General features: G+C 61.4%; 20 protein-coding genes and 1 pseudogene. 14 read left to right on the plus strand and 7 right to left on the minus strand.

All coding sequences use genetic code 11. From position 1 onward, the window contains the following. Positions 1–19: 19 nt before the first annotated feature. Positions 20–985: an SDR family NAD(P)-dependent oxidoreductase gene (locus OMP40_RS21290; RefSeq protein ID WP_277534362.1), complete on the plus strand. Its 966-nt coding sequence runs from the start codon at positions 20–22 to the stop codon at positions 983–985. Here the strand turns inward: OMP40_RS21290 and OMP40_RS21295 are convergent. Further along, complete coding sequence (locus tag OMP40_RS21295; RefSeq protein WP_277534365.1) at positions 928–1,869, minus strand: NHL repeat-containing protein; 942 nt, start codon at positions 1,867–1,869, stop codon at positions 928–930. The genes OMP40_RS21290 and OMP40_RS21295 overlap by 58 nt on opposite strands. A 144-nt stretch (positions 1,870–2,013) precedes the next feature. Continuing rightward, positions 2,014–2,820: a phytanoyl-CoA dioxygenase family protein gene (locus OMP40_RS21300; RefSeq protein WP_277534366.1), complete on the minus strand. Its 807-nt coding sequence runs from the start codon at positions 2,818–2,820 to the stop codon at positions 2,014–2,016. Between the two features lie 117 nt (positions 2,821–2,937). Between OMP40_RS21300 and OMP40_RS21305 the strand changes: the two genes are divergently transcribed. Next, entirely contained in the window at positions 2,938–3,846 is a 909-nt protein-coding gene (locus OMP40_RS21305; protein WP_277534368.1) for an AraC family transcriptional regulator, read from the plus strand. 26 nt (positions 3,847–3,872) lie between these two features. Here OMP40_RS21305 and OMP40_RS21310 read toward each other — a convergent pair whose 3' ends face one another. Next, positions 3,873–4,457, minus strand: coding sequence for a hypothetical protein (locus OMP40_RS21310; RefSeq protein WP_277534370.1), 585 nt, complete (start codon positions 4,455–4,457; stop codon positions 3,873–3,875). Positions 4,458–4,714: 257 nt separating this feature from the next. On the opposite strand from OMP40_RS21310, the gene OMP40_RS21315 reads away from it, so the two are divergent. From OMP40_RS21315 to OMP40_RS21325, 3 genes are all read left to right on the plus strand, one after another. Next, complete coding sequence (locus OMP40_RS21315; RefSeq protein ID WP_277534372.1) at positions 4,715–5,875, plus strand: histidine kinase N-terminal 7TM domain-containing protein; 1,161 nt, start codon at positions 4,715–4,717, stop codon at positions 5,873–5,875. Further along, complete coding sequence (locus OMP40_RS21320; RefSeq protein ID WP_277534374.1) at positions 5,862–6,266, plus strand: GGDEF domain-containing protein; 405 nt, start codon at positions 5,862–5,864, stop codon at positions 6,264–6,266. Before OMP40_RS21315 ends, OMP40_RS21320 begins: the two co-directional genes overlap by 14 nt. Before the next feature lie 432 nt (positions 6,267–6,698). Then, a complete protein-coding gene (locus tag OMP40_RS21325) occupies positions 6,699–8,102 on the plus strand; it encodes a transposase (protein ID WP_420872005.1) in 1,404 nt (467 codons plus the stop codon). A 165-nt stretch (positions 8,103–8,267) separates the two neighbouring features. Here the strand turns inward: OMP40_RS21325 and OMP40_RS21330 are convergent, their stop codons facing one another. After that, positions 8,268–9,335, minus strand: a complete 1,068-nt coding sequence (locus OMP40_RS21330; protein WP_277534378.1) for an asparaginase — start codon at positions 9,333–9,335, stop codon at positions 8,268–8,270. Between the two features lie 212 nt (positions 9,336–9,547). Further along, on the minus strand, positions 9,548–10,594 hold the full coding sequence (locus tag OMP40_RS21335) for a glycoside hydrolase family 130 protein (protein WP_277534379.1): 1,047 nt from the start codon (positions 10,592–10,594) through the stop codon (positions 9,548–9,550). Positions 10,595–10,720: 126 nt separating this feature from the next. On the opposite strand from OMP40_RS21335, the pseudogene OMP40_RS21340 reads away from it, so the two are divergent. Together OMP40_RS21340 and OMP40_RS21345 are read left to right on the plus strand one after the other, a co-directional pair. After that, positions 10,721–11,482: pseudogene (locus OMP40_RS21340) on the plus strand (threonine/serine exporter family protein). A 15-nt stretch (positions 11,483–11,497) separates the two neighbouring features. After that, complete coding sequence (locus tag OMP40_RS21345) at positions 11,498–11,953, plus strand: threonine/serine exporter family protein (RefSeq protein ID WP_277534381.1); 456 nt, start codon at positions 11,498–11,500, stop codon at positions 11,951–11,953. Positions 11,954–12,162: 209 nt separating this feature from the next. Here the strand turns inward: OMP40_RS21345 and OMP40_RS21350 are convergent, their stop codons facing one another. Both OMP40_RS21350 and OMP40_RS21355 read right to left on the minus strand, forming a co-directional pair. Continuing rightward, on the minus strand, positions 12,163–13,317 hold the full coding sequence (locus OMP40_RS21350; RefSeq protein WP_277534383.1) for a winged helix DNA-binding domain-containing protein: 1,155 nt from the start codon (positions 13,315–13,317) through the stop codon (positions 12,163–12,165). A gap of 95 nt (positions 13,318–13,412) precedes the next feature. Then, complete coding sequence (locus tag OMP40_RS21355) at positions 13,413–15,953, minus strand: PAS domain S-box protein (RefSeq protein WP_277534384.1); 2,541 nt, start codon at positions 15,951–15,953, stop codon at positions 13,413–13,415. Between the two features lie 348 nt (positions 15,954–16,301). Between OMP40_RS21355 and OMP40_RS21360 the strand changes: the two genes are divergently transcribed. The 7 genes from OMP40_RS21360 (at position 16,302) to OMP40_RS21390 (ending at position 25,856) form a co-directional block, all read left to right on the plus strand. Beyond that, on the plus strand, positions 16,302–17,264 hold the full coding sequence (locus OMP40_RS21360) for a LacI family DNA-binding transcriptional regulator (RefSeq protein WP_338131198.1): 963 nt from the start codon (positions 16,302–16,304) through the stop codon (positions 17,262–17,264). A 61-nt stretch (positions 17,265–17,325) separates the two neighbouring features. Beyond that, complete coding sequence (locus tag OMP40_RS21365) at positions 17,326–18,255, plus strand: N-acetylglucosamine kinase (RefSeq protein WP_277534386.1); 930 nt, start codon at positions 17,326–17,328, stop codon at positions 18,253–18,255. Between the two features lie 25 nt (positions 18,256–18,280). Next, on the plus strand, positions 18,281–19,693 hold the full coding sequence (locus OMP40_RS21370; RefSeq protein WP_277534388.1) for a 6-phospho-beta-glucosidase: 1,413 nt from the start codon (positions 18,281–18,283) through the stop codon (positions 19,691–19,693). A 175-nt stretch (positions 19,694–19,868) separates the two neighbouring features. Then, positions 19,869–21,476: a family 16 glycoside hydrolase gene (locus tag OMP40_RS21375; RefSeq protein ID WP_277534390.1), complete on the plus strand. Its 1,608-nt coding sequence runs from the start codon at positions 19,869–19,871 to the stop codon at positions 21,474–21,476. Between the two features lie 1,206 nt (positions 21,477–22,682). Further along, positions 22,683–24,017: an ABC transporter substrate-binding protein gene (locus tag OMP40_RS21380; RefSeq protein ID WP_277534937.1), complete on the plus strand. Its 1,335-nt coding sequence runs from the start codon at positions 22,683–22,685 to the stop codon at positions 24,015–24,017. A gap of 93 nt (positions 24,018–24,110) precedes the next feature. Further along, positions 24,111–25,031, plus strand: coding sequence for a carbohydrate ABC transporter permease (locus OMP40_RS21385; protein ID WP_277534391.1), 921 nt, complete (start codon positions 24,111–24,113; stop codon positions 25,029–25,031). A gap of 12 nt (positions 25,032–25,043) precedes the next feature. After that, positions 25,044–25,856: a carbohydrate ABC transporter permease gene (locus tag OMP40_RS21390; protein WP_277534393.1), complete on the plus strand. Its 813-nt coding sequence runs from the start codon at positions 25,044–25,046 to the stop codon at positions 25,854–25,856. Positions 25,857–25,876: the final 20 nt, after the last annotated feature.

Consider the following 25,876-nt stretch of genomic DNA (forward strand, 5'->3'; position numbering starts at 1 on the left):
CGATAGGGGGGCTAGGGAGATGCGGGGACTGGCAGGCAAGACGGCCGTCGTCACCGGCGGCGCGCAGGGACTCGGCGAGGCGATCGTACGCAGGCTCTCCGAGGAAGGCTGCGACGTATGGCTGCTCGACCGGAGCGAGTCGGGCGCGGATACGGCGCAAGGCATCGCTGCCGAGACGGGGCATCCGGTTCGCTTCGAACGGATCGATCTCGCGGACGCCGGGCAGATCGCTGCGCTGGCGGAGCGATGGAAGCAGGACGGCGTGCATCCGGCCGTGCTCGTGAACAACGCGGCGGCATTCGTGTTCAAGGGCGTCGAGGCGACGTCCGCCGACTGGGACCGGATTCTCGACGTCAATGTAAAGGGCACTTCCGCGCTGACCGGGGCCGTCGTGCCGTTGATGAAAGCCGCAGGAGGCGGCTCGATCGTCAATCTGTCCTCCGTCAGCGGCTTCGTGGGACAGCGGCAGTTCGCCACGTACAACGCCACCAAGTTCGCGCTGCGCGGGCTGACCAAGTGCTGGGCGTACGACCTGGCGCCGGACGGCATTCGCGTGAACGCGGTATGCCCCGGATACATTCGCACCGAGGCCTTCGAGAAATCCTGCGAGCTGCTCGGGATCGATCCGGCGGAGGAGGACGCGCGCGTCTCCAAGCTGCACATGCTTGGCCGTCAAGGCCGGGCGGAGGAGGTGGCCGGCGCGGTCGCCTTTCTCGCGTCCGACGACGCGAGCTTCGTGACGGGCAGCGATCTGATGGTGGACGGGGGGCTTTACGGCAATTTGAGCAATGGGCGGATAAATGGCGCTGTAAAAAGTTACTCTACAGCCTCGCGGGGGCCGCCCGAGACCGCCGCCAGCCGCCGATCAACCACGCAAAAAAAGCTGTCCCCGCGCTTGCGACGCGGCGGACAGCTTTTTACATCGACTCAGGCTTGCGGCACCCATTTCGTGATCCGTCCCTCAAGCACCCATTCCACGACGTAGATGGCGCCATCGCCGTCCACGTGCACCGCGTGCGGCGACACGAACCCGCGCTCCGGCCATTCGGCCGGCGGGATTGCAGGCCATCTGGCGTCCTGCCAGAGCGAACCCGCCTCGCCGAGCTGGGCGACGACGTTAAATTCGCGATCCGCAACGACGACGCGGCTGTTGAGATCGGGAATGCAATAGTAATCGCCCGCCCCGACCAGGTCGCACGGCAGCATGTAATCGCCGCCGAACGCGCGCAGCAGCTCGCCGTCCGCCGCATACTGCACGAACCGCCGATGCCTGCGGTCCGCGACGTAGACGGTCGTCTCTCCGGATTCGGAGCCTTCGACCCACAGGCCGTGAGGCTCGTGCAGCTTCCCGTCCTCCGCGTCCCCGCGTCCGCCCCAGCTCTGCAGCCAGCGTCCGTCTTTGCCGTAGCGATGAATCAGGTATTCCCCGTAGCCGTCAGCCACGTAGATATCGCCGTTCGGCGCGACGCCGACGTCGGTCGGGCGATACTGGTCCGGCGTCGCATAAATCTCGGGTAAAGGCGGAACGTCCAGTACGAGCATCTCGCGGCCGTCCAGCGTATGCTTGGCGACGCGATGCCTGCGAATGTCCGTCACGTACAAATATTCCGCGCCGTCCGCCTCGCGGTCCAGGCACAGGCCATGGGCGCCGGCGGCGTATTCTTCGCCCCAGGAACCGACGTATTCGCCGTTCGGCTCGAAGATCGCGACCGCATGCCGGCTCATGTTAAACACATAGATTCGTCCAGCCGCATCCTCGGCCAGTCCGTGCGTATACCCGAGGGCGACGCCCTCGGGCAGCTTGGCCCATTCGGAAAGCGGCGCGTAATTCGCCGCCTCCCGGATGCCGTTCTTGCGCAAATCCGTCATTTTCGGTCCGCCTTTCGTTTTTTGTCGCCGCTAGCGCCGGCGGTCTCATTGCCGCGGCCCGTCGTCTCCGGTCCGCTTCGCGTTTCTTCCCGTCGGCAGCCGCCGGGGCAGATCCCGGCGCATCCGTTCGGCCTGCACATGGGCTCAGCCCTCCCGGGCGAGCAGCGGGAAGCGCGGACCTGCGATCGGTTGGCCCTTTTCCAGCCCCGCCCCGTCGGTGATGACATGCGCGTCGCCGCTGTAGGTGACGCCGTCCGGCATGAAGATGATGGCCAGCACGCGCCGCGGGCGATCCGTCGAGTTGGCATGCGCGTAGTGGAAGGTCAGGCCGTCGTGGAACGTGCAGCTTCCCGCCTTGAGCGGTACGACGACCGGCTTCTGCGCGTCCGCCTGGCCGCCTTCCACGTAGTCGAAAATGTTTTGCGGGTCGGTCAGATCGATGCCCTTCAATTTACCCAATCGATTCGATTTCGGCACAAAAGCCATGCAGCCGTTGCGCTCGTCCACGTCGTCGAGCGTCAGCCAGATCGACATCATGCCTGGATTTTTCTCGTTGACCGGCCAGTAGGGCGTGTCCTGGTGCCAAGGCGTTTCCTTGGAGTCGCCCGGCATTTTCCAGAGACCGTGGTCGTGGAAAAGCCGCATGCCGGATACGCCGGCCAGCAGTCTCGCCGATTCCGCGAAGCGCGGATGCGCGGTGTAGCGGCCCATGCCGGCATGATCGCGCCAAACGTTAACCTTCTGGTTCAATACCCGGTAGTACAGACCGCCTTTCTTGTCGGTGTTGACGGCGCGGTCCCCGTCGTTTTGCATCGCTTCTTCCAAATATTCGCGCAGCTCGGCCAGTTCCTCCGGCGAGATCATGTTGTCCACCTGCACGAAACCGTTCTCCCGGTAGAAGTCGATATGCGCTTGCGTGATAGGCGTTTGTACTTGCGTCTGAGTCGTCATCGCGATGAAGCCTCCTTGTGATTTGCTGTAGTTCAAGCATAATGGGTAAAGGAGTCGCGGTGGATGGATAGCAGTTCGCCGTATTTGTAAAAAGGTCGAAAAATAAGGAGCGCTTACATGCCCGTCTCGCAGAAAATCGATTACCGTCTGCTGTCGCCTTATGTCCGCTACGTGCACGAGATCGAGATCGCGCCCGGCGCCCGCAACGACGACCGGCATATTTACGACTACGAGTTCATCTTCGTCGTCAGCGGCGAAGGCAGATTGTGGCTTGGCGACCGCGTGCATGCGATGAAGGGGGGAGATCTGTTCTATATCCGGCCGCATCTAAGCAATGCGATGGAGATCGTCGGAGCGCAGCCGATGGACTGCTTTGCCGTTCATTTCGATTATATGTACCTGGGAGAAGGACACGAGTTTTCCCCGTATGCGGTATATATGGGGCAGGGCGAGGAAGAGAAGGCGGGACGCCTGCACGAAAGGCCGGCCGTCGAGCCTTCGGAGCTTGACATTCCCGAAGCGATCGCGGTCGGAGACGTGAAGGGCTTTTACGAGACGTTCAAGGAATTGAACGACTGCTTCAACCGCGCCGGCGTCGGCGCGCGGCTTCGGCTGAAGTCCGCCATGCTGCGGCTGCTCGGACTGGTGTACGAGGAGTTGATGACGCGCGAAGGCGTGCGGATCGGACATCCGCACGCGGATACGGTGCTTGAAGCGATCCAGTACATGGAGGCGCACTATGCGGAGCGGATCGACGCGCAGCTGCTCGCGGGCAGAGCCGGCTTCACGCCCAAGTACTTCGGCACGCTGTTCAAGCAGGCGACGGGCACGACGGTCTCGGCCTACCTGCTCCGCTTGCGCATGGAGCGGGCCAAGCAGCTCCTCGCCCAGCGCAAGCTCTCGATCGAAGAGGTGGGCGTCCGCGTCGGCATCGGAGATCTTTATTACTTCAGCAAGCTGTTTAAAAAGACGGAAGGCATGTCCCCGAGCCGGTACGCCTCGTCGATCTCCTGGCCTGCGCAATAATCTGTCGTACGCGCCGTTCAAACCGCTCAGGCCGCGAGTTTCTTGGCCAGCGCGGCAGGCTGCTTCTGCGACCAGTTCTGGAGCGCCGTCGTCAGCAGCGGATCGTCGTTCGTCCAGCCGCCGCCCGTTTGGGCGAACTTGCCCTCGCCCGCTTTTCCGGCGATGCGATAGACGTCCGGCGCCTGGCCCTGATCGGCGCGCAGCATGAGCAGGTAGCTCTCTCCCGAGCATAACAGGGAGCTGCCCGAGCCGACCGACTGAACGATGCGGATGTAGCGGGCGGTGCCGCCCTTCAGCCAGTCGCGCACCTCGAGCGTCGTCACGGCGGAGTTGCCGTCCAGGGCATGGGCTTCCGCGATGACGGTCCCGGTCGCGATCGCATCGGCCGAATTCATCAGGCTCAGCAGGCGGGCGGCGTCGCCTTGAACGGCGGGGCCGTCCGTGCCGTTTTCCTGCCCGTTCGCGGGAAGATCGAGATGGACGGGCGGGAGCGGCACGATTTGTTCGGCGGGAGACAGGGCGAATGAAGGCGTCAAAGGACCGTTTAGGAGCAAAGCGCCGGCGAGCAGGACGGCTGCGAGCAGGACGGTTCCGAAGAGTTTGATCGACATAGGAGGCACCACCGTTTCCGAGTTGGTCTTTGATCTCTTGACGGAGGGTGCGGGACAAATGTTCCACTTTGACGCAAATTAACGATCGTTCAATATCTGGAAAACGCGGTTAACCTGTCGCTGCGCAAGCGCATTCTAAAATAAGGCGGAACTGGATTTTCGTAGCGGTATCATATTTGCACGAAACTTGTCGAACATATCCATTGAACCTGCGCGTCGGGTGTTATAATAAAAGCCTGAACGGAGGTGCCTTCTCCATGGCGGCCTGGTTGTTTTTATTCGGCGGATTGCTCTCGCTCTCGGGAGTCGTTTATGCCTATCGCGTGCGGAAGATGCCCGGGGCGCTTCCGCTTTTCGCGTTGTTTGCGCTGACCGGGATCATCATGTTCGCATCCGGCAGGGAAGAACTGCTGCCCGGCCTTGCGGACAAGCTGCTATGGCGCAACGTCCAGCAGATCGGCTATCTATACGCCCCGCTTTCGGTCCTGTGGCTCGCCTTGACGTACACGCGCGAGGGCTCCAAGCTGACTCGCCAGACCGTCGTCCTTATGCTTGCCATTCCGACCGCAGGATTGATACTTATTTATACCGACTCGTTCCATCATCTCATGCGCGTGCAGGTTTACTTGAATGAAGCGGGGATCCTCGTCATTCAGCGGACGATGCTGAACCAGGCGATTTACGGCTTCTCGCTGCTTGTCTCACTCGTCGGACTGTACGTCCTCGTCCGCAGCGTGTTTTACACGCGCGGCGTACAGCGACGGCAGCTGCTGTATCTGATCGTAGGCATGTATCTGCCGTCGGTGCTTGCGTTTTTGCGCGGCACGGGCCTGCTCGATTATCAGGGCTATACGGCTTCGATCGGCATCACTTATTTGCCCGGACTGATGATCGTCGGCTGGGGCGTGCTTCGCTATCACCTGTTCGATTCGGTTCCCTTCCCGCGCAATCGCCTGTTCGACATGATGAGCGAAGGGATCGTCGTGCTCGATGCGGACGGACGGCTTCAGGATCTGAACGGCGCAGCGCGGCGCATGCTTCGAATGCATGACGATATGTGGCAGAGAAGGCATGTCTCCGATACGCCGCTGCCTTCGGAGCGTTGGCTCTCGGCGCACCGGGATCGCGTCGAGATCGTATCGTTCGACTTCGCGCTGGGCGAGGGGGAGGACGAGCGGCAGTTCACCGCCAAGATCACGCCGATCCTTCATCGGAACCGCGTGCTGCTCGGCTCGTTGTCCGTGCTGACGGATCGGACGGAGGAGCGCCGGCGGGAGCTTGCGCTGCGGCAAGCGGCCGTGACCGACGGCTTGACGGGCATTTACAACCGGAACGGCTTCATCGACGAGCTGACGCGCGTGCTGGAGCAAGCCCGGGAGCAAGGGGGAGGCGCTCTCGTTGCTCGTGCTCGACATTGACAGCTTCAAGAGCGTGAACGACCGGTTCGGCCATCTGGCGGGGGATCGGACGATTCGCGCGTTCGTCGATTCGGTGCGCGAGACGGCAGGAGGGCTTGGGCCGTTCGGCCGCATCGGCGGCGAGGAGTTCGCTTTGGCGCTGCCGGGACTGAACGCGTGCGAAGCGTTCGAATGCGCGGAGCGCATTCGGCTGGGGATCGGGAGGATCGAGATCGCGGACGGGCTCGGCGGCACGTTCGGCATCACCGCGAGCATCGGAACCGCGACCCTCGGGCCCGACGATCGATCGTTCGAGTCGCTCTACTCACGGGCGGACGCCGGCTTGTACGAGGCGAAGCGTCTCGGACGCAATGCGACGCGCGAGGGCGGCCGGACGACGGTCCATACCTAAATGGGCTCGCTAATTGTCGACAGCGTCCGAGCGCGTTACGCATTGCCCGCTTTTCGCCCATGTTATGCTTTCACCGCTAAGCCTGCAAATTTACATCTATTTCCGCCCGATGCCGGCCTTTTTAACATAAAACCTGCAAATGCGCATTTATTTTCTTTTTTTCGGCCCCATTTTCGGCTTGTGCTTTGAATTTACCTGCATATTTGCAGGTTTTTATCCTGCTTCCCCCGGTCGATAGAAAATACATGTATATAAAGTCAATTTCATAATTCAAACCCCTTGCTACGACTGACTTTTTTGGCGCACCAAAAGAGGAGTACCTCCCCACATTCTCGAAATTAAGGTTAGCCACCCAAAACGAGAAAGAAAGGAAGTACTCCTACGATACCAATTCGACAGGAAGAGCTCTTTTCCTTTGAGACCCTTCTAAAAATGTCCCCGGCGTCAAAAGACGACCTCATTTTGGAAGAAGTTCCTATTGCGAAAATCTTGTACGCCATCAGTAGCTTCAAACGACGTGGTCGGCCCGAAAGCTTGAACACCAGAGCGATGATCTTTTCGCTTATCCTTTGCAAAATCGAGCATATTCGCTTCATCAAGGACCTGGTCAACCGTCTGAAAAGCAGTGCAGAATTCAGATTGCGCTGTCACTTTACAGGCTCTGATCGGGTACCGAGCCAAGCCGCCTATTCCAGGCTTTTCACCAAACTTCAGCAGTCCGGTATCCTGCATGAGGTCATCGATATTACGGTGGATGCAGCGATTACAGAAGGCTTCCTGAAAGGTGAAAGCATGGCGGTGGACTCTTCGCATGTGGAAGCCTTTGACCGAAACCCCAAAATTGACGCGTCTAAACCGGCCCCGTCCATTCTCCCCAAGGAGGTAGAAGACAGCGAAGAGCCTGCTTTTCTGGACGCCGTCAGCCATGTCCCGCAGCCAGCCCCCAAGCCCGAGAAACCCAAGCGTGTCAAACGCGGGCGCGTCCCCAAAGCCGAGGAGGCCGCGTGGCGTGCGCAAGTCGAGGCCTATGAAGCTTCGTTAACACACTTCGAAAAGGAAGTTGCGGGGATGTTGTCTTGCAGCTACGAGGAACTCATCGCGGACATGCCGACCTATCCAAGTGTAGGAGCAAAAGGCGATCCCCGCGGAAACGGACGCGTAAAATATTGGTACGGCTACAAGCTCAATTTGTTAGTGGATTGCCAGAGTCAGTATATTGTGACTGGCGTAAACTGCTCGGCTCATGTAAACGACCAACGTCCGGCGATCGTGCTGCTTAAACGATTAAAAGAGCGGTTCCCAACACTCCAGCCTAAGTACGTGTTAGGCGACAAAGGTTACGATAGCGAGCCCGTTTACCAGCAAGTTAGAGATGTAGGTGCATGTTCGCTTATTCCGCTTGTTCATCGCACCAAACTGCCGGATGGTGTAGATAAGCACTTGCGCCCAACGTGCAAACAAGGTCATTCGTACCGCTACGATAGCTATGATGCGACTCGGGATACTGTTAAATTTGTAGCACCCAAAGAATGCGCAGCCTGTCCGTTTCAAGCCGACGGCTGCCAAAAGGTGATAAAAAAACAAGTAAAAGAGGATGTTCGTAGATATACTGCACCTGGGCGAGGCAGTGAAAAGTTCCATCAATTATTTAAACAGCGGACCGCGGTTGAGCGTGTCTTTGCCTATTTAAAACTTTATCTGGAATTAGGCACGACGCGAAAGCTTAAAAGACGTGCATTCGTAGATATGGACTTAAGTTGTCTCACATACAATGTATGCAAACTTGCAATAGATAAATTAAACAAGCGCATCCGCGAAGCAAAACCAGCCGCTTAACCTCAAAAAAAAAGGACTTCCCCAACATTGGCCTCATGCTTGGCTCCATCACCAAATGAATTATGAAATTGACTTTATATGCAGGTTTTCGGCTCGCGAACCTGTTGCAGACCGCCGCCAAAGGGTACTCGAAAGCTCGAAACGGCGCCCCTTTTTCGCTGCGCGCTATGCCATATACTCGAAAAACAGCGGCGTCCGCACGAAGCGTTCGACCTCGCGGGCGTCCGCGGATACGGCGCAAGCGAGGAGCAGCTTCATCAGCGCCGCCTCGGACGAGATGTCGCCGAGCGCGATCCCGCCCGCTGCGGTCAGATGCGACGATGAGGCGTACATATCCCCTTCGGGGCTGCGCATCGGCACGAGGTAGACGTCCACCCCGCGCTCGCGGCAATAGGAGATGAACGAGACGAGGGATCGGCGCTCCGCGCCGTCCCGCGCGTTGGCCGTGCCCGAATGGTAGGTATCGTGCAGCACGGCGCGCGGACGTCGGGCGTCGAAGTCGTACGCGCCGTAATCCAGGCCGGGATACGGCTTGATGTAGAGCACGGCCGGCCAGGCTTCGTCTCGCGCCTGCGGCGTTGGCGGGGTAGGCGGTACAGGGCGCGCGAGCGTCGACGGCGCCGGATTGATCGGATGCGGGTTCGCATCGAAGCGGCCCTCCCGCATTCGGCCGAACGGCGCCCCGTACGGCGCGTCGAATTGATCGGTGAACGGCAGCGCCTGCGTGATGCGCGTGCCCAGGTAGACGACCGAATCGCCGCGGTCGTCGCCGAACAGCGCGAATACGCCGGGCAGTCCGGCGTCCGCGATGAAGTCGACCGATGCGCCGAAGTTGGCGAGTCCGTTGCTTCTGGCGTCGTCGAGCGGATAGTTGGCGGCCGTCAGCACGACCGGGAACGGCGCGTCGCAGCACAGATAGGCCAGCATGGCCGACGAAAATGAAAGCGTATCGGAGCCGTGCGTGACGATGACGCCCGCATATCCGCCTCCGTACGCGGCGTGAACCGCAGCGGCGAGCGCAACCCAGTCGGCCGGCACGAGGTTTTCGCTGAGCAGGTTGCAGGGCTGCGCAGTGTCAAAATCGATCTCGCGCGTTCCGGCGAGTTGGGCATACTGCTCCATAAGGAAGTAGGAGCCCGACGCGTCGACGTCGATGCCGTTCGCGCCGCGCCGGCTGCCGATCGTGCCGCCGGTGAAGAGGACGAGTATTTTATCGGACGAATTAGCTGGCAAGGGGGAAACTTCCTTTCCGTTTATCTTATCGCGCAGGCCGGGTCGCGCAAGTCTGGCCGCGCAAGTCAGGCCGCGAAGGCCGGTTTGCGCAGCGCAGATCAAGGCACCGGTCATGCCGCAGGTCGGGTATCGCAGGTCAGGTATCGCAGGTCGGGTATCGCAGGTCAGGTATCGCAGGTCAGGGCGCTTGCGGCGCCGCAGCGGCCGTTCGTTCAGAAGCTGTCCCAAATATCCGCGAGCGGAATGTCCGCGCGCGCCATGACTTCGTCGGCCGCCCCGTAGTACATGCGGATCGTGTCGCCGGCCAATATCGCGCCGCAGGAGAAGACGACCTTCCCGAAAAAGCCGTTCACCTCGTAGTCGGCTTCGGGCGCCAGAATCGGCACGCGGGAGCGGGCCAGCACGCGGGCCGGATCCGCAAGGTCAAGCAGGGCAGCGCCCATGCAGTAGCGGCTGTCGGCATCGGCGCCGTGGTACAGCGCGAGCCAGCCGCCATCGGTCTTGATCGGCACGGCGCCGCCGCCGATGCGGCCTCCGTCCCAGTGGCCGGGACGAAGGCCCATCAAATACCGATGGCCGCCCCAATGGCGCAGGTCGGGCGATTCCGCGACCCACATCTCCGGCGCGCCAATCGACTTCGGCACGGGACGGTGCAGCATATAGTATTTGCCGTTAATGCGCTCCGGAAAAAACATGGCGTCTTTATTTTCCGGCGGCAGGATCATGCCGAGCCGTTCGTAGGCGGCGAAATCCCGAGTGACCGCCAGCCCGACGCCGACGCCCCGGGAGCTGACCGCGCTGTAAGTAATATAATATTGATCGCCCATCTGCGTGATCCGCGGGTCCTCGATGCCCCAGGCTTCGTCTTCGCCGGTCGGGAACACCGCGGGCTGCTCGTCGACGACGAACCGCACGCCGTCCCGGCTGCGGGCGACGCGCAGATGCGACATCGAAGTCAGGTAGGCGTAGGAGCCGTCGTAGCCCTTGATCACGCGCGAATCGGAAAAATCGTAATTCGAATCGTCCGCCGACAATCGGACGAGCCGCAGCTCGCCGTCATTCTCGCCCAGCATAGGCACGAGCACGGCGCCCGACTCGGGCTGCAGCGGCATCTCGGCCACGCGAAGCAGCAAGATGACCTCGTCCTCAAGTGTGGCGACGCCTGCATTAAACGCGCCCACGACCTGGAAATCCGGACGGGAAGGCTTGACATGACCGACGGTCACGACGGGACCGTCCGCCATACGAAGGACTGCCATTTGACGCTCACCCCGTTTGCATCTTATTCTAACCCCATACTACTTTACAAGTACCCAATCTCCAAGCGGAGGGCTCGTTGGGCCGAGCCGGCGCGGGAGGTGGCGGAGATCGAGGGATTCGATTCGATGGAACCAATGAACGCGCGAAGCGCGGAGATCGTCGAGGTGTGCCTGCTGGCGGGCAAGATCATGCTGGAGAACGGCGGGGAAACGTATCGCGTGGAAGACACGATGATACGGATCGCGACCGCCTACGGCGCGGAGGGTCCGCAAAGCTTCGTCATGCCGACGGGAATCATGTTCGCCATCGAAGGCTCGGAGTCGGCGACGCGGCTCGTCCGCATCTCGCAGCGGTCGACCAACCTGAACAAGGTGACCGAAGTGAACGATATCTCCCGGCGCATCGCGGGCGGACATTTGAGGCCTGCGGAAGCCTGCAGCCTGCTCAAGGAAGTCCAGCGCGGTATGCCCGTTTACCCGCTGCGCGTGCAGCTCGTGCTGGCGGCGCTCGCAAGCGGCTGCTTCTCATCCTGTACCAGGGGACCTGGGCGGACATGCCGGCGGCCATGCTATGCGGCGGAACGGGCTTCTGGCTGCTCGGACGGGTGGCGAAGCTCAGCTCGATCCGCCTATTCGGTGAGCTCATCGCCGCTCTTGCCGTCGGCCTGCTGTCCTATCTGGTCGTGCGGCTCGGTATCGGTCAGCAGCACAGCACGATCATGATCGCGTCCGTCATGCCGCTCGTGCCCGGGCTGCTCATCACGAACGCGGTTCGCGATTTAATGGCGGGGCATCTCGTGTCGGGCATTTCGAAGGGGGGCGGAGGCGTTTCTGACGGCCTTCGCCATCGGCGCGGGCATCGGCATCGCCCTGGCGCTGAACGGATAAGGGGGCGGGCGACTCATGATCGCAGATTACATCTCTCAATGCGTGGCTAGCTTCGTCGGGACGGCTTGCTTCGGCGTCATCTTTCAGATCCCGAAGCGGAGCCTGATTCAATGCGGCCTGACGGGCATGGTCGGCTGGCTGGTCTACTACGGCCTGGACCAGGGCAGCGCCGGGCCGATCGCGGCGACCTGGGCGTCCGCCGTGCTCATCGGCCTGATCGCCCATTATCAGGCGATCCGCTTCAAGGTGCCGGTCACCGTATTCAGCGTATCCGGCATCATCCCGCTCGTGCCGGGCGGCATGGCCTACGACGCGATGCTGCGGGTCGTGCAGAACGACTATATGTCCGCGGTCGAGCTGGGGGCCAAGGCATTCATGCTGTCCGGGGCGATCGCGGTCGGGCTCGTATTTTCCGAGGTCGTCAATCAACTGGTCAAGCGTGCGCGTGCGGGAATGTCGCGGGCCGGCTGAAGCTTAGGTAGACAGGAAACAGGAGACAGGAGACAGGCTTCGCCGGATAAGGCGAGGCCTGTTTGCGATCGATGCGGAAGGCGCGCGTTCAGGAGCTGAGTTGTGCGGAAGAACTGTGCAACCCCGCCACTCCAGTCGCTCCAGTCACTCCGGCCATTCGCAACCACCGCCATTCGCAACGCTTGCCACCGCTCTCCGGCCTCTCCCGTTCAGTCCGCCACTCCGTCAACAAACCTGATCTCGTGGCTCTTACCTCTCGCCGCAAACGCGAGCAGGCGGGCGCCTTCCACACCAAGCGCTTCGCGGTCGCCCGCCGACAGCGGGGCGAACGGTTCGACGAGCAGCAGCGCCTCGCCGCCCCGCTCCCGAATGTCCCACTTGCCGGCGACCAAGCCGTCCAGCAGGAAGACGGGGCGCACGAGCCCGTTGGCGGTAAAGACGCGCCGCTTGTGCGTCTCGCTCAGGATGCGGGAACGGTCCGCGTATGCGAGCAGCATCTGGTCGAACTCGCCGAGGAAGCGCGGCGGACTTGGCGCGAGACCGTCCGGGCGGGGCGCCTCCGGCAAGTCGAACAGCTCGATTCCCTCCTCGTCGCGGAATCGGACAAGCCGCCCGCCGAGCCGCCTGACGGCATCCTTCAGCTTCGTGAGGCCCGACCAAACTTGCATATCCTTAACGGATGCCGGCCCGAAAGCGGTTAGATAGCGCACGACGAGCGTCTCGTCCGTGCAGGCCGCCTCCTGTCGCCCGCCTGTCCACGCCTCGAGCGGCGTATGCAGCGCCTGCCCGCTGCGGTCCCACAGGCCGCGCGGCGGCGTCTGCACGAGCGGCACGCGCGCCCGTACAGCGGCCGCGAGCGCCTCGGGTTCGCTGTACGGCCAGCGGTCGGCCAGCCGCGTGCCAAGCTCGGCAAAGCTCTGCGGGCGCTCCGCGGTCCATTCGCGTCCCAATGCGGCGACCGCGTCTAAATCTACGCCTGCGAGCCGTTTGCCGAAGGCGCCGGCCAGGCCGCGATCCTGCACGGGTCGGAGCAGCGGGCGCAGCGCGAGAGCGTCGCGGGCCGAGACGAGGTGGAGCGTGGCCCGCATCAAAGCCAGCCGCACCGCCTCGCGTTCCAGAAGCAAGCCCTCGAGCTCGGCCGGATCGAATGCCTCAAGCCGGGCCCAGAGCGCGAAATACGGTGCCGTCGGGGATTGCGTTTGCAGACCGCACAGCCGCTCAAGCGCTTCGAGCGCGGTCATGCGTTCCCGCCGAAGCAGCAGCTGCCTGGCCAGCAGCGCCCGGTTCAACGCGCGGCGGTCCAGCGTGGGAGCGGCAGCGGGGCTGTGCGATTGGGATCTCGGTTCTGGCGCACGTTCGTTCATGGGGTTCGCCCTCCTTGCCGAGGCGTTCGCGCCTCGTCGCTTAACCGAAGAATAACGCATGCTTTCTGACAGCAGTCTGTCAGGAAGGAATGCCTTCAATAGGGGAGACGGATCTCGACGCGCGTTCCTTGGCCCAGCGCGCTTTTGTAGCGGATCGTGCCCCGGTGTCCCGCCAAAATCTGCTGGCTGACCATGAGCCCGAGGCCATGCCCCGACGCTTTGTTAGAGTAAAATGGTTCGCCGAGATGCTTAAGCTCCTCTTCGGAAATGCCGAAGCCCTCGTCCTCGATGACGATCAGGATGCTGTCTTCCGCCGTCGGGTCGGACTGGCCTGCCATCCCGGCAAACGTCCCTGTCTCCGACGCCGCGGTCCCGAGCTCGCGGGCCGCCGCAGCCTCCGCCGCGGCAACGTTCCCGCCAACTCCGGCGCCTTTGCCAACCGCATTGTTCCCGCCAACGCCATCGCCTTTGCCCATCCGAACGCTCCCGCCGATCTCATCGCTCCCGCCGATCCCAGCGCTCCCGCCGATCGCGGCGCTCCTGCCATCCCCATCGCGGCCGTCGAACGCCTCTTCGCCTTCGGCCTCGCCGTGCCGCTCCGCCCAGATGCCGATGCGCAGCGTGCCGCCGTCCGGCATCGACTCCATCCCGTTTTTGAGCACGTTCAGGAACACCTGCTTCAGCTGGTTGGGCTCGCCGTTCAACGAGGGCAGCTCGCCTGCCTCGCGCAGCTCGAATTGCACGTTGTTCATGATCGCCTGCGCTTCGAGCAGCGCGACCGTCTCCTTCATGATGTCGCGGATGTCGATGAGCTGGAAGCGGATCGCCTGCGGCTTGGACAGGACGAGGAATTCGCCGACGATGAAGTTGATCCGGTCGAGCTCGGACAGCATCGTCTCCAGGTGTACCGGGGTGATGCGGCCGGTCTGCTGCTGGAGCTGAACGAACCCGCGCAGCGTCGTGAGCGGATTGCGAATCTCGTGCGCGACGCCTGCGGCGAGCTGGCCGACCATCGACAGCTTCTCCGTGCGTCTCAGCATCTCCTCGGTCGCCTTGCGCTCGGTGATATTCCGCGAGATGGAAGCGATGCCGACGACTTCGCCATGCTCGTCGCGCACGGGCGACACCGTGATGCTGACGTCGATCTGGGAGCCGTCCTTGCGGTAGCGGACCGTCTCGCAGTCGGCGACCGAGCCGCCCTCGACGACCTTCCGCAAAATGCGGGCGTCGTCCTCCCGCAGCTCCTCCGGCACTTCGGGCAGTCTGCGGCCCAATGCCTCTGCGGCGCTCCAGCCGTACATTTTCTCGAACGCGGCGTTCACCTGCATCAGGTTCCCGAGCGGGTCGGCGACATGGATGGCGTCCGAGCTGTTGTGCACGAACGACTCGAGGTATTGCTTGGTGCTCCGCAGCTCCGCAGCCGTGTCTCTCAAGCGGTTCGTATAGGTGCTGAGATTGCTCGCCATCGTGTTGACGCGTTCCGACAGCCGGCCGAGCTCGTCGTTGCTGGCGACGGACAGCGGCTCGTCGAAGCTGCCTTCGGCGACCGCGTTGACTTTGTGCAGAATCTGCTGCACGGGGCGGATCATCAGGCCGGCCAGCCAATAGCTGGTCAGGACGGTGGCGGCCAGCAGCGCGAGACCGATGAAGCCGCTGAGCAGCAGCTGCCGGTGGAGGTCGCCGCTGATCGCGGCGCGGTCGAAGCTCACGGTTACGATATAATCTCTGTCTCCGTGAATCGGGATATAGCTTTTGAGCAGCCGTTTGCCGCCGGCGCGGCTGTTCGCCGTTACGGTTTCCCCCGTGGTGATGGCGGTATTCACGTGCTCGACGTCGGCGTCGTCCTTATAGGCGTAGGTGCCGAACACAATATCGCGCACGTCCAGATTGTAGACGGGCTTGCCCTTTTTAATTTTGATAATCGGCGCTTTTCCGAAAAAGGCCGGGTCGATGCCGGTAATCTCGACGAGATCGTCGTTGTCCTGCAGCAACCGCTTGATCAGCTTCTCGGTACCGACGGCGTCCTTGAAGTCGACCAGTACGTCTCCCCGCATGAACGGGTTGATCATATAGTTCGTCGTGCCGTCGTAGTAGTCGCCCCACTTCAAGATCAGGTCGGGATCCGAGGTCGCGAAGTTGAACGGTCCCGACCAGAAGTTCGGCATCGCGCGGCCGAAGCCGACATTGACGGGCTCGCGCGCGAACAGCTGCTGAAACGCTCTGTACCAGTAATCCATCGTATTGGAGCCGAGGTTGATCTCTCCGGGCTTCGAGGACTTCTTGACCACGATGTCGTTCGGCGTTCGCACCCAGAGCGAGATTCCCTCCAGCTGAAGCTCTTCGGTCAGCTTGACGAGCTGTTCGTTGGTCACGTTGTCGATATCGGGATCCAGCGAGCTGCGAATCGCGATCGAGGCGGCGAGCAGTTTTTCCTCCTGGGCTTTCTCCAGCCGCTCAAGCTCGTCTTCGTACGATTTGATGGATTCGCCGATCTGCTTCGAGATAATGTCCATGCGGTCGATCGCCGACTTCTGCATGCCCGCCTTGGACCAGAAGTAGGTGATCGACAGATTCAGCGCGAGGATCGCCGCGACGAGAAGAGACAGGAAGACGGTAAGTTTAAGCTTTATGGACAAGGCGGAAAGCCTCCTAATAGTATGGGGACTGGACACGGATGACTGGTTCGGGTGACTGCGCGTAAGCCGGTTTGTATAAATTCTGTGCGCCTGCTCATAATCCTGCCATGCGGCGTCAGCTAAAATCATGTAAAGGGAATGTTCGCGGAAAAGTATAAGCGCTTAAATTTATAGGGTTGAATCTCAATAAGAAATTAGGTTAAAATGATCGCATGAAAGTTAAAGCGTTTAAACTTTGGCGGCGTTCGCGGCGTACAGCCGGCGCTGTGATCTCTGCTGTTGAAGAAAAGGGGCGCGGCACCGTGAAAATCAGCATTTTCGACGTCGCAAAAAAAGTCGGGACTGTCCGTGGTCACCGTATCCCGCGTCATTAACAACGCGCCGTCGGTCAGGGAGAAGAACAGGGAAAAGGTACTCCAGGCGATGAAGGAGCTCGGCTATCACCCGAGCGCCGCGGCGCGCAGCCTGGCCAGGGGACGAACGGGCGTCATCGGCCTCACCTTGGCGACGCTGCAGGACTCGTTTTTCGACGCGGTCGTCAAGGAGATCGGCGACCGGCTGGCCGAGCAGGGCTATTTCCTCGCGCTGTCGGTGGAGACGGGAGCGGGCGGAGGCGCGGGCAGGCTGCTTTTCGAGGAGGATCGCGTGGATGGCGTCATCGTGCTGTCGCCGATGCAGGAGGACGGCTACGAGCTCGAGCTGCTCCAAAAGCGTATCCCTTACATTTTGCTGGACAATCAGCAGCCCTCGCCGTCGGCGCCGTCCGTCGTCGTGAACAATTTTAAAGGCGGCTGCGAGGCCGCGAAGCATTTGATCGGCCTCGGGCATCGCAAGATCGCGCATATCGCCGGACCGCGCGCGTTTTTAAGCAGCCGGGATCGGGAACGCGGATTCGTGCAGACGCTCGCCGAAGCGGGACTTACGCCCTGGAGCGTCGAGCCCGGCGAGTTCGACATCGATTCGGGGTACCGGATCGCGGAGGCCTGGATCGCGGCGGGCAGCCTGCCGGAAGCGGTGTTCGCGGCGGACGACCATATCGCGCTCGGCGTCGTCGACGCCTGCAAGAACGCGGGGCTTCGCGTGCCGCGCGACCTGTCGGTCGTCGGCTTCGACGATCAGGTGCTCGCTTCGGCGCTTCGGCCCGCGCTGACGACGGTCCGACAGCCGGCGGACAAGATCGGGCGCAAGGGCGTGGAGCTGCTGCTCGCGGCGATCGAGGGACAGCAGCGGCGCCACGTGACGGTGCAGATCGATCCGGAGCTTATCGTCAGGGATTCGACGGCGGCGGCCAATCACGCAGGGAACGAATAGCGGGAAGGAGAGACGAGGATGAAGTATTATTTGGGCGTCGACGGCGGCGGATCCAAGACGTATGCGCTCATCGCGGACGAGCGGGGACGGGTCGTCGGGAAAGGGAGAAGCGGCAACGGCAATCATCAGATCGATCGGGAAGTCGCGCGGCGCAGCATCGGGGGAGGCGACGGCGACGGCGCTTGCCGACGCGGGCATCTCGCGGGAGCAGGTCGCGTTCGCCTGCTTCGGCTTGGCGGGCGCGGACCGCGAGGCGGACTTCCGGATCCTTCGTCCGATGATCGCCGAGCTTGGCTTCGCGCGGCACGAGATTCACTGCGACACGATGATCGCGATGCGCGCCGGCACGACCCGGCCGTACGGCGTCGTGCTCATCTGCGGCAGCGGCACCAACGGCGCGGGACGCAATCCCGCCGGGGAGAGCCTTCAGGTCGGCGGCTTCACGTATATGACGGGCGATTTCGGCGGCGGCATGGCGCTGGCCGTCGAAGTTTTCCGCACGGTCATCCGCGCCTGGGACGGACGCGAGGCGGAGACGGCGCTCACGCCGCTCGTGCTGGCGGAGACGGGCTATTCAACGGTGGAGGAGATGTTCCACGATTATCTCGACCGCGACCTTCGGCCGCCGCTGCGCCTCGCGAAGCTGCTGTTCGAGGCGGCCGAAGGCGGAGACGCGGCCTCGCAGGCGATCTTGCGGAAGCAGGGCGACGAGCTCGGCAGGCAAGCGGCTGCGATTATACGCAGGCTCGGAATGACAAATGAGACGTTCGACGTCGTCATGGCCGGCAGCATCCTGACGCGGGGCAAGGGCCACTTCGTGCACGCCGAGATTCGGCGGGCGGCGGCCGCAGCGGCGCCGAACGCTTCCGTCGTGAAGCTCGCGGTCGAGCCGGTCGTCGGCGCGCTGTGGATGGCGTTCGAGGCGGACGGCCCGCTGCCGGAGGCGGCGCGCGAGACGCTGAAGGACGCGGCGGAATTCGAAGCGATCTGATTGATTGACCAGGAGGGTGATAAGCATGGCGCAAGGACTGAAGGTGGCCGTCATCGGCGGCGGTTCCTCGTATACGCCGGAGATCGTGGAAGGCTTCATTAACCGTTACGACCGGCTTCCGATCCGGGAGCTGTGGCTTGTCGACATCGAAGCGGGACGGCGCAAGCTCGAGATCGTGGGGGCGCTCGCGAAGCGCATGGTCGAAAAATCCGGCCTGCCGATCAGCGTACATCTGACGCTGAACCGGCGCGAGGCGATCGAGGGCGCGGACTTCGTCTCCACGCAGATGCGCGTCGGCTTGCTCGAAGCCCGCAAGTGGGACGAGCACATTCCGAATTTGCACGGCGTCATCGGGCAGGAGACGACCGGTCCCGGAGGCATGATGAAGGCGCTGCGGACGATTCCCGCCTTGCTCGACATTTGCCGGGACATCGAAGAGCTGGCCCCGAACGCCTGGCTGCTCAACTTTACCAATCCGGCCGGCATGGTGACCGAGGCGATCCGCCGCTACTCCAACGTGCGCAGCATCGGCTTGTGCAACGCGCCGATCGGTCTTACCAAATGGCTGACCGCCAAATACGACACGACGCCGTCCCGCATTTACACGGAGTTCGTCGGGCTCAACCACTTGCATTGGGTGACGCGCATCGAGGTCGACGGCGTCGACCGGCTGCCCGAGCTGCTCGACAATCGGGAAGCGTACAGCGGGAAAAACGTGCCGGCAAGCGAGTGGGATCCGGACTTCCTGCGTTCGCTGGGCGGACTGCCGTCGTACTATCTCAAATACTTTTACATGACGGACGTCATGCTCGAGGATCAACTGGCGTCGCTGAAGAGCGGCGGCACGCGCGCCGAGGTCGTGAAGAAGGTCGAAGACGAGCTGTTCGAGCTGTACAAGGATTCTAACCTGCAGGAAAAGCCGAAGCAGCTGGAAAAACGCGGAGGCGCCTATTACTCGGAGGCGGCGGTCAACCTGATGGAATCTCTTTACGGCGACAAACGCGATATTCAGACGCTGAACGTGCCGAACGGCCATACGCTCGATTTTCTCCCGCCGGACGCCTGCATCGAGGTGAACTGCGTCGTGACGGGCCAAGGTCCGCTGGCGCTGCCGGTGACCCGGGTGCCGGAGCAGGCGAAGGGGCTCATCCATGCCGTGAAAACGTACGAGCGGCTCACGATCCGCGCGGCCGTGGAAGGCGACAGGGACCTGGCGCTGCAGGCGATGACGGCGCATCCGCTCGTGCCGTCCGTCCGTGTGGCCAAGCAACTGCTGGACGAGATGCTGGAGAAGAACCGTCCTTATCTGCCTGCTTTTTTTCTAAGAGTCGGCGGCTCAAGCAAGAGCCTCCTGTCGCAGCAAGTCTGCGCAGGAGGCTTTTTCGTGCGCGCTGATTACAACCGTAACTTTGTTCCCCCCAATGCCGCACGATTTTAGGTTTTCGGGAGAGCGCGGTTCTTTTACCATTCATTAACGAAAGCCCTTACATTCTAGGGAGAGAAGGGAGGGAGGCGTCGGAAAAGGCGGAGTAGCAAGCGGTTACGAGCATTCGATTCTTATGAGGAGGGAACGACATTGATTAAAAAAGTGGTTGGCTTCTTTGGCGGGATTCATGTGCTTGGCGATCGTCGCGACCGCGATTCCCGCGTTTGCGGCTAACGGTCCGGTCGTGTGGGGCACGTCCGCGACCGTCACGAACATCAACACCTTCACGGACGCCGGCACGGACGCGCGCGGTCTCCATCCGGGCACGTTCGGCGCCGAATACCCCCGCATGGTCAAGCTGGCGGACGGCACGTGGCTTGCGGTCGCCGCCATTTACGACAATAACGGTTATACCAAAGTATCCTGGGGCGGCACCCGGCTGCAGGTGTTCCGCAGCACGGACAATTGCCGGACGTGGACGCTCGCCGCCACGCTATGGGAGGACGGCCGCGATCTGGACAACGGCCAGCTGCTCCAACTGCCGAACGGAGACATCCTGCTCGCGATGCGCTCGGTCCGCTGGCAGGAATCGTACCAGCTTCGCGTGTACAAGAGCACCAATGGCGGTACAGGCTGGAGCTACCTGAGCACGATCGATCAAAATAACGGCGCGCCCGGCGCGCTGGGCAATCCCGACAAGGGCGTGTACGAACCGCACATGCAGCTGCTGGACAACGGCTCGGTCGCCGTCATGTACGCGAACGAGAAGCACGTGACGGAGAGTCCGTCCTACAGCCAGATCATTTCCGAAAAGATCTCGACGAACGGCGGCGCATCCTGGGGCAGCGAGATTTACGTAGCCTGGGACCCCTCGAACGCGGGAGCGCGTCCCGGCATGCCCGTGTGGACGAAGATGACGAACGGGCAGTACATCGTCTCCTATGAGGTGTGCGGCACGCAAAACTGCCGGATCTTCACCAAGAAAAGCGCGGACGGGACGACCTGGGCCAGCGGCATCGGCACGATGGTATCGACGAACCAGCAAGGCGGGCCTTATCTGCTGTCGCTGACCGACGGAAGACTTGTTCTTACCTCCAATTCCAACGTCCTGTCGCTGAGCAACGATTTCGGCAATACCTGGTACAACAACGACGTCCCTGCCTTCGGCAATACGCTGTGGGGCGCGCTCTACCAGACGGGGACGAACGAGATTGCGATGATCGACTCCGTCGACCGCAGCGTGGGCGGGCATAACATTCAGGTCCGGTTCGGCGCGCTGACGGGCTCCTACGCGAACGACTTCGCGGCCAACGACAACGGCTGGGTCAAGTACGGCGGCACCTGGAACGTGGGCGGCGGCACGTATAACGTGACTTCCGCCAATGCCGACAAAGCGCTGCTGACGCCGTATCCGTCGAAGGCAAGCTATACGTTGGAAGGCGACATCAAGCTGAACAACGCCGGTCAGGCCAGTCTCGTATTTAACGTGACCAATCCGGGCAACGGCCCCGACGCGCAGTCGGGCTATGCGGCGGGCATCAATTCGGACGGCGTCATCTTCCTGGGCCGCTTTAACAACAACTGGACGGCGCTGCAGACGCTTAATACGGCGATCGCGACCAACACATGGTACCACATGAAGGTGACCGTGAACGCCGGCACCATTCGCGTCTACGTTGGCGACATGGCGACACCGAAGCTCACCGCGACGGACTCGACCTTCACCGCGGGCACGATCGGCGTGCGCGGCGGTTTCAACAACAGCGTCAGCTTCGACAATATCAATCTGTACTGATTGGCCGGATTAAACGGTAAATTTCCGGCATTCGAGCAAAGCCGTTCCCGGTCGTTTCAGGCCTGGGGACGGCTTTTTGTGCCTGGGAGAGGGCATCGCTATCGTTTCGGAACGGGGTAACACGGAAAAACCGCGCGATTCCCGTAGTAAGTGCCGATCGGTAGCAGAGTAATACGGAATAACCGTGCAACTCCCGTAGTAGGTGCCGATCGGTAGCGAAGTAACATGGAAAAACCGCGCAATTCCCGTAGTAAGTGCCGATCGGTAGCAGAGTAACATGGAAAAACCGCGCAATTCCCGTAGTAAGTGCCGATCGATAGCAGAGTAACACGGAATAACCGTGCAACTCCATGCCGATAAGCGCCAAAAGGCACTAACGCCGCCCCTGCGACGCTCGAAAAGGTGCCGATAAGCGCCAAAAGGCACTAACGCCGCCTCTGCGACGCCCGAAAAGGTGCAGATAAGCGCCAAAAGGCACTAACGCCGCATCTGCAACGCCCGAAAAGGTGCCGATAAGCGCCAAAAGGCACTAACGCCGCCCCTGTAACGCCCGAAAAGGTGCCGATAAGCGCCAAAAGGCACTAACGCCGCCCCTGCGACGCCCGAAAAGGTGCCGATAAGCGCTAAAAGGCACTAACGCCGCCCCTACGACGCCCGAAAAGGTGCCGATAAGCGCCAAAAGGCACTAACGCCGCCCCTGTAACGCCCGAAAAGGTGCCGATAAGCGCCAAAAGGCACTAACGCCGCCCCTGTAACGCCCGAAAAGGTGCCGATAAGCGCCAAAAGGCACTAACGCCGCCTCTGCGACGCCCGAAAAGGTGCCGATAAGCGCCAAAAGGCACTAACGCCGCCCCTGCGACGCTCGAAAATATGCGGATCATCAGCGACGACTTTTCCCGAACGGCTTTCTTTTGCGCCTCGCCCGAAGGTTGCCCCCCCTGCCCCTCGCCCAAAGCTTGCGCAGTCCTGCCCCCCGACCTAGGGTTTCGCATCCCCACGCCCGACCGTAATTTTCGCCACCAACCTTAACATTGTCCACCCCGCCTTGCCGGAACCGCCGGCAACATCTGTATTTTGTCGCATCAGGAGCGGCTGATCGTCGGTTCATCGCATGCCTCGCCGCAGTTAAAGTTAAGCATGAAGAAAGCACTTACAACGAGGCTTTCTCGGCACGCATCTCTCATAAAGGTGGGCTCATACGTGAAAATGAAAAAGAAATCCGCGACGCTCCTGACGACGGGCATGGCGCTGACGCTGGCGCTGGCCGGCTGCGGCAACGGCAGCAACAATAACAACGCAGCATCGTCCGCGCCGGCGAGCGGCAGCGCATCCGCGCCGGCATCCAGCCAGGCCGCAAGCACGGGCAACGGAGGCAGCGCCGTCGAGATCACGTTCTGGAACATGTTCGGCGGCGGCGAGGGCGACTTCGTCGACCAGATTATCAAGGGCTTCAACGATTCGCAAAAGGAAGTCGTCGTCAAGCAGCTTCGCCTGGAGTCCAACGAGTATTACGCCAAGCTCGGCACGGCGCTCTCCTCGGGCAAGGGACCGGATGTCGCGGTGGCGCACGTGGACCGCATCTCGCCGTTCGTGAAGGCGAAGCAGATCGTACCGGTCGACGACCTGGCCTCCAAGGTCGGCTTAGATCTGTCGCAGATCACGGCGTCCAACCTGCAGAGCGTCACGTACGACGGCAAGCCCTACGCCGTGCCGCTCGACACGCACTTCCATATGTTCTACTACAACAAGGACCTGCTGAAAAAGGCGGACCTGCTGAACGAAGACGGCACGCCGAAACTGGGCGAGATGACGCCGGAAGGATTCGAGAAGACGCTTGCGCAAATTCAATCCAAGGTGCCGGACATTCAGGCGCTGGCGGTCAATACGCCTTATTTCCAGGAGCCGTTCCTGAACTTGTACTACGAGGCGGGCGGAGACATCCTGAACGCCGACATGACGAAGGCCGCGATCAACAACGACAAGGCGCTGTCGGTGCTGAAGTTCTACATGGACGTCTACAAAAACAAATATGCCGACCTGAACGATAAAAATCCGTGGGACAGCTTCAGCAACGGCAAGGCGGCCTTCTGGTTCGGCGGCGTCTGGGAAGCGGGCGTGCTGCTCGGCGACGCCTCCAAAAACATCGGCGCGATGCCGTTGCCGCCGATCTTCGGCAGCCAGACGCATTGGGCCAGCTCGCACCTGCTCGTCGTTCCTTCCTACGTGTCGGCGGAGAAGCAGGAGGCGTCCGCGAAGTTCATGAAGTATTTCTCCGAAGTCGGAGGCTCGACCTGGGGCAAAGCGGGCCATGTGCCGGCCAACGCCAATGTCACGGCGAGCGACGAATACAAGAGCCTGCCGTACCGCGACCAGTTCATCGAAGCGCAGAAGACGGTCAAGTTCGCGCCGCAGACGGATAAATACACGACGATCGTCACGACGATCGCGGAGTCGCTCCAGAACATCATCTTCGGCAGCGAATCGCCGGAGGACGGACTGAAGGACATGGAAAAGCAGATTAACGAAGTGCTGGACAACTAAAGAGCAAAGGCGGAGAGGAACCGGCATGGCGCGGACGCGTCTGCGGGCTACTCTCCCGCTTCATAGCAAGCCTGCATACGAGGAGAATGGCGAATGGAGACGCAAATCACCGGACGCAGGGCTGCCGCGGCTTTGCGAAGACGCGAGCCGCTGCGCCTGCGTACCGAATTGAAGGCCGTATTGTATTTGGTTCCTTTTCTGATTCCTTTTGCCGTATTTTATTTGTGGCCGGTCTGCCGCGGCATATGGATGAGCCTGCACGTCTGGGGCATACGGGGAATGGAGAAGTACGTCGGCATCGCGAACTACGATAAAATTTTCAACAACCCCGATTTTTACGTCTACTTGTGGCATTCCTTTTACTTCGTGCTGCTGTGCACGCCTACCGTCATCGCGCTAGGGCTGATTCTCGCCCTCCTCATCAACGAGCGCATTTGGTTCCGAACGGCGATCCGCTCCGCCTTTTTCCTGCCCTACGTCCTCTCCGTATCGGTCATCAGCTTCATCTGGCTGCATCTGTTCGACGCGAAAAACGGTCCGGTCAACGCCCTGCTCGGCTTGCTGGGCGCAGGCGAGCTTAACTGGCTGACCGACCGCGGGCTCGTCTGGTGGGCGATCACGATCGTGACGGACTGGTGGACCGTCGGGTTCGTCATGGTCCTGTTTCTGGCCGGCCTTCAGGAGATTCCACCCGATCATTACGAAGCGGCCAAGATCGATGGGGCAGGCGCCTGGCAGCGGTTCCGCCATATCACGATGCCCGGCCTGTCGAGCGTCATGAAAATCCAGATTTTCTACCAGGTCATCGGCAGCCTCAAGCTGTTCGGCCAGGTGCAGATCATGACGGGCGGCGGACCCGGCGATTCGACGAATACGATGATCCGCTACATCTACGTGACCGGCTTCAAGAAGGACATGTTCGGACTCGCTTCCGCGCAGTCGATCGTCTTCTGCGTCATCATGCTGATGATCGCCGCGATCCAGTTTAAATTGACCGACCGGAAAGACGGATGAGGAGAGATTCGCATGAAAAGGTGGCTTTTGAATATCGCGGCGGCGCTGCTGGCGCTGCTGTTCGTTTTTCCGCTCGTCTGGATGCTGCTCGTCTCGCTGAAGCCCGACGGCGCGACCGTGTATTCGCTGTCCGATTGGGTGGACTGGTCGGGCCTGAACGCCGACAACTACATGAAGGTCATTCGCGATTCGCAAATTTTGCGCTGGACGTGGAACAGCGTCGTCATCGGCTTTCTTACGACGATCATCGCCGTGTTGTTCAGCTCGCTCGCGGCCTTCTCGTTTTCCAAGCTTCCCTTTAAGACGCGCGGCATTTTCTTCGTCCTGATCGCGTCCGGACTGCTCATCCCGACGGAGGCCATCCTGATCCCGCTCTACGAGACCGCGCTTCATCTCAAGCTCATCGACAATATATGGGCGATCATCCTGCCGGGCCTGACCAATCCGATCGGCATCCTGCTGCTCAAGCAGTTTATGGACGGCGTGCCCCGGGATTACCTGGAGGCCGCGCAGATCGACGGCAGCCGCAGCTTCGGGCTGTGGTGGCGCGTGTGTCTGCCGTTGACGCGTTCGGCGATGATCTCCGTCGGCATCTTCTATTTCATTTTATCGTGGAACAACTTCCTATGGCCGTATCTGTCGATCACCTCGGCGGAAAATATGATTCTCTCGGCAGGGCTGCCGACCTTCCTGTCGAATAATACGATGTCCCTGAACCTGATCATGGCGGCCAGCGCGATCGCGGCGATCCCGACCATCCTCGTATTCGTGCTGCTGCAGCGGCACATCGTGCAAGGGGTATCCATGTCCGGCGTGAAGGGATAATCGCAAGAGAAGAGGCTGGA

It is taken from the genome of Cohnella rhizosphaerae, assembly GCF_029525575.1.
GTDB lineage: Bacteria > Bacillota > Bacilli > Paenibacillales > Paenibacillaceae > Cohnella > Cohnella rhizosphaerae.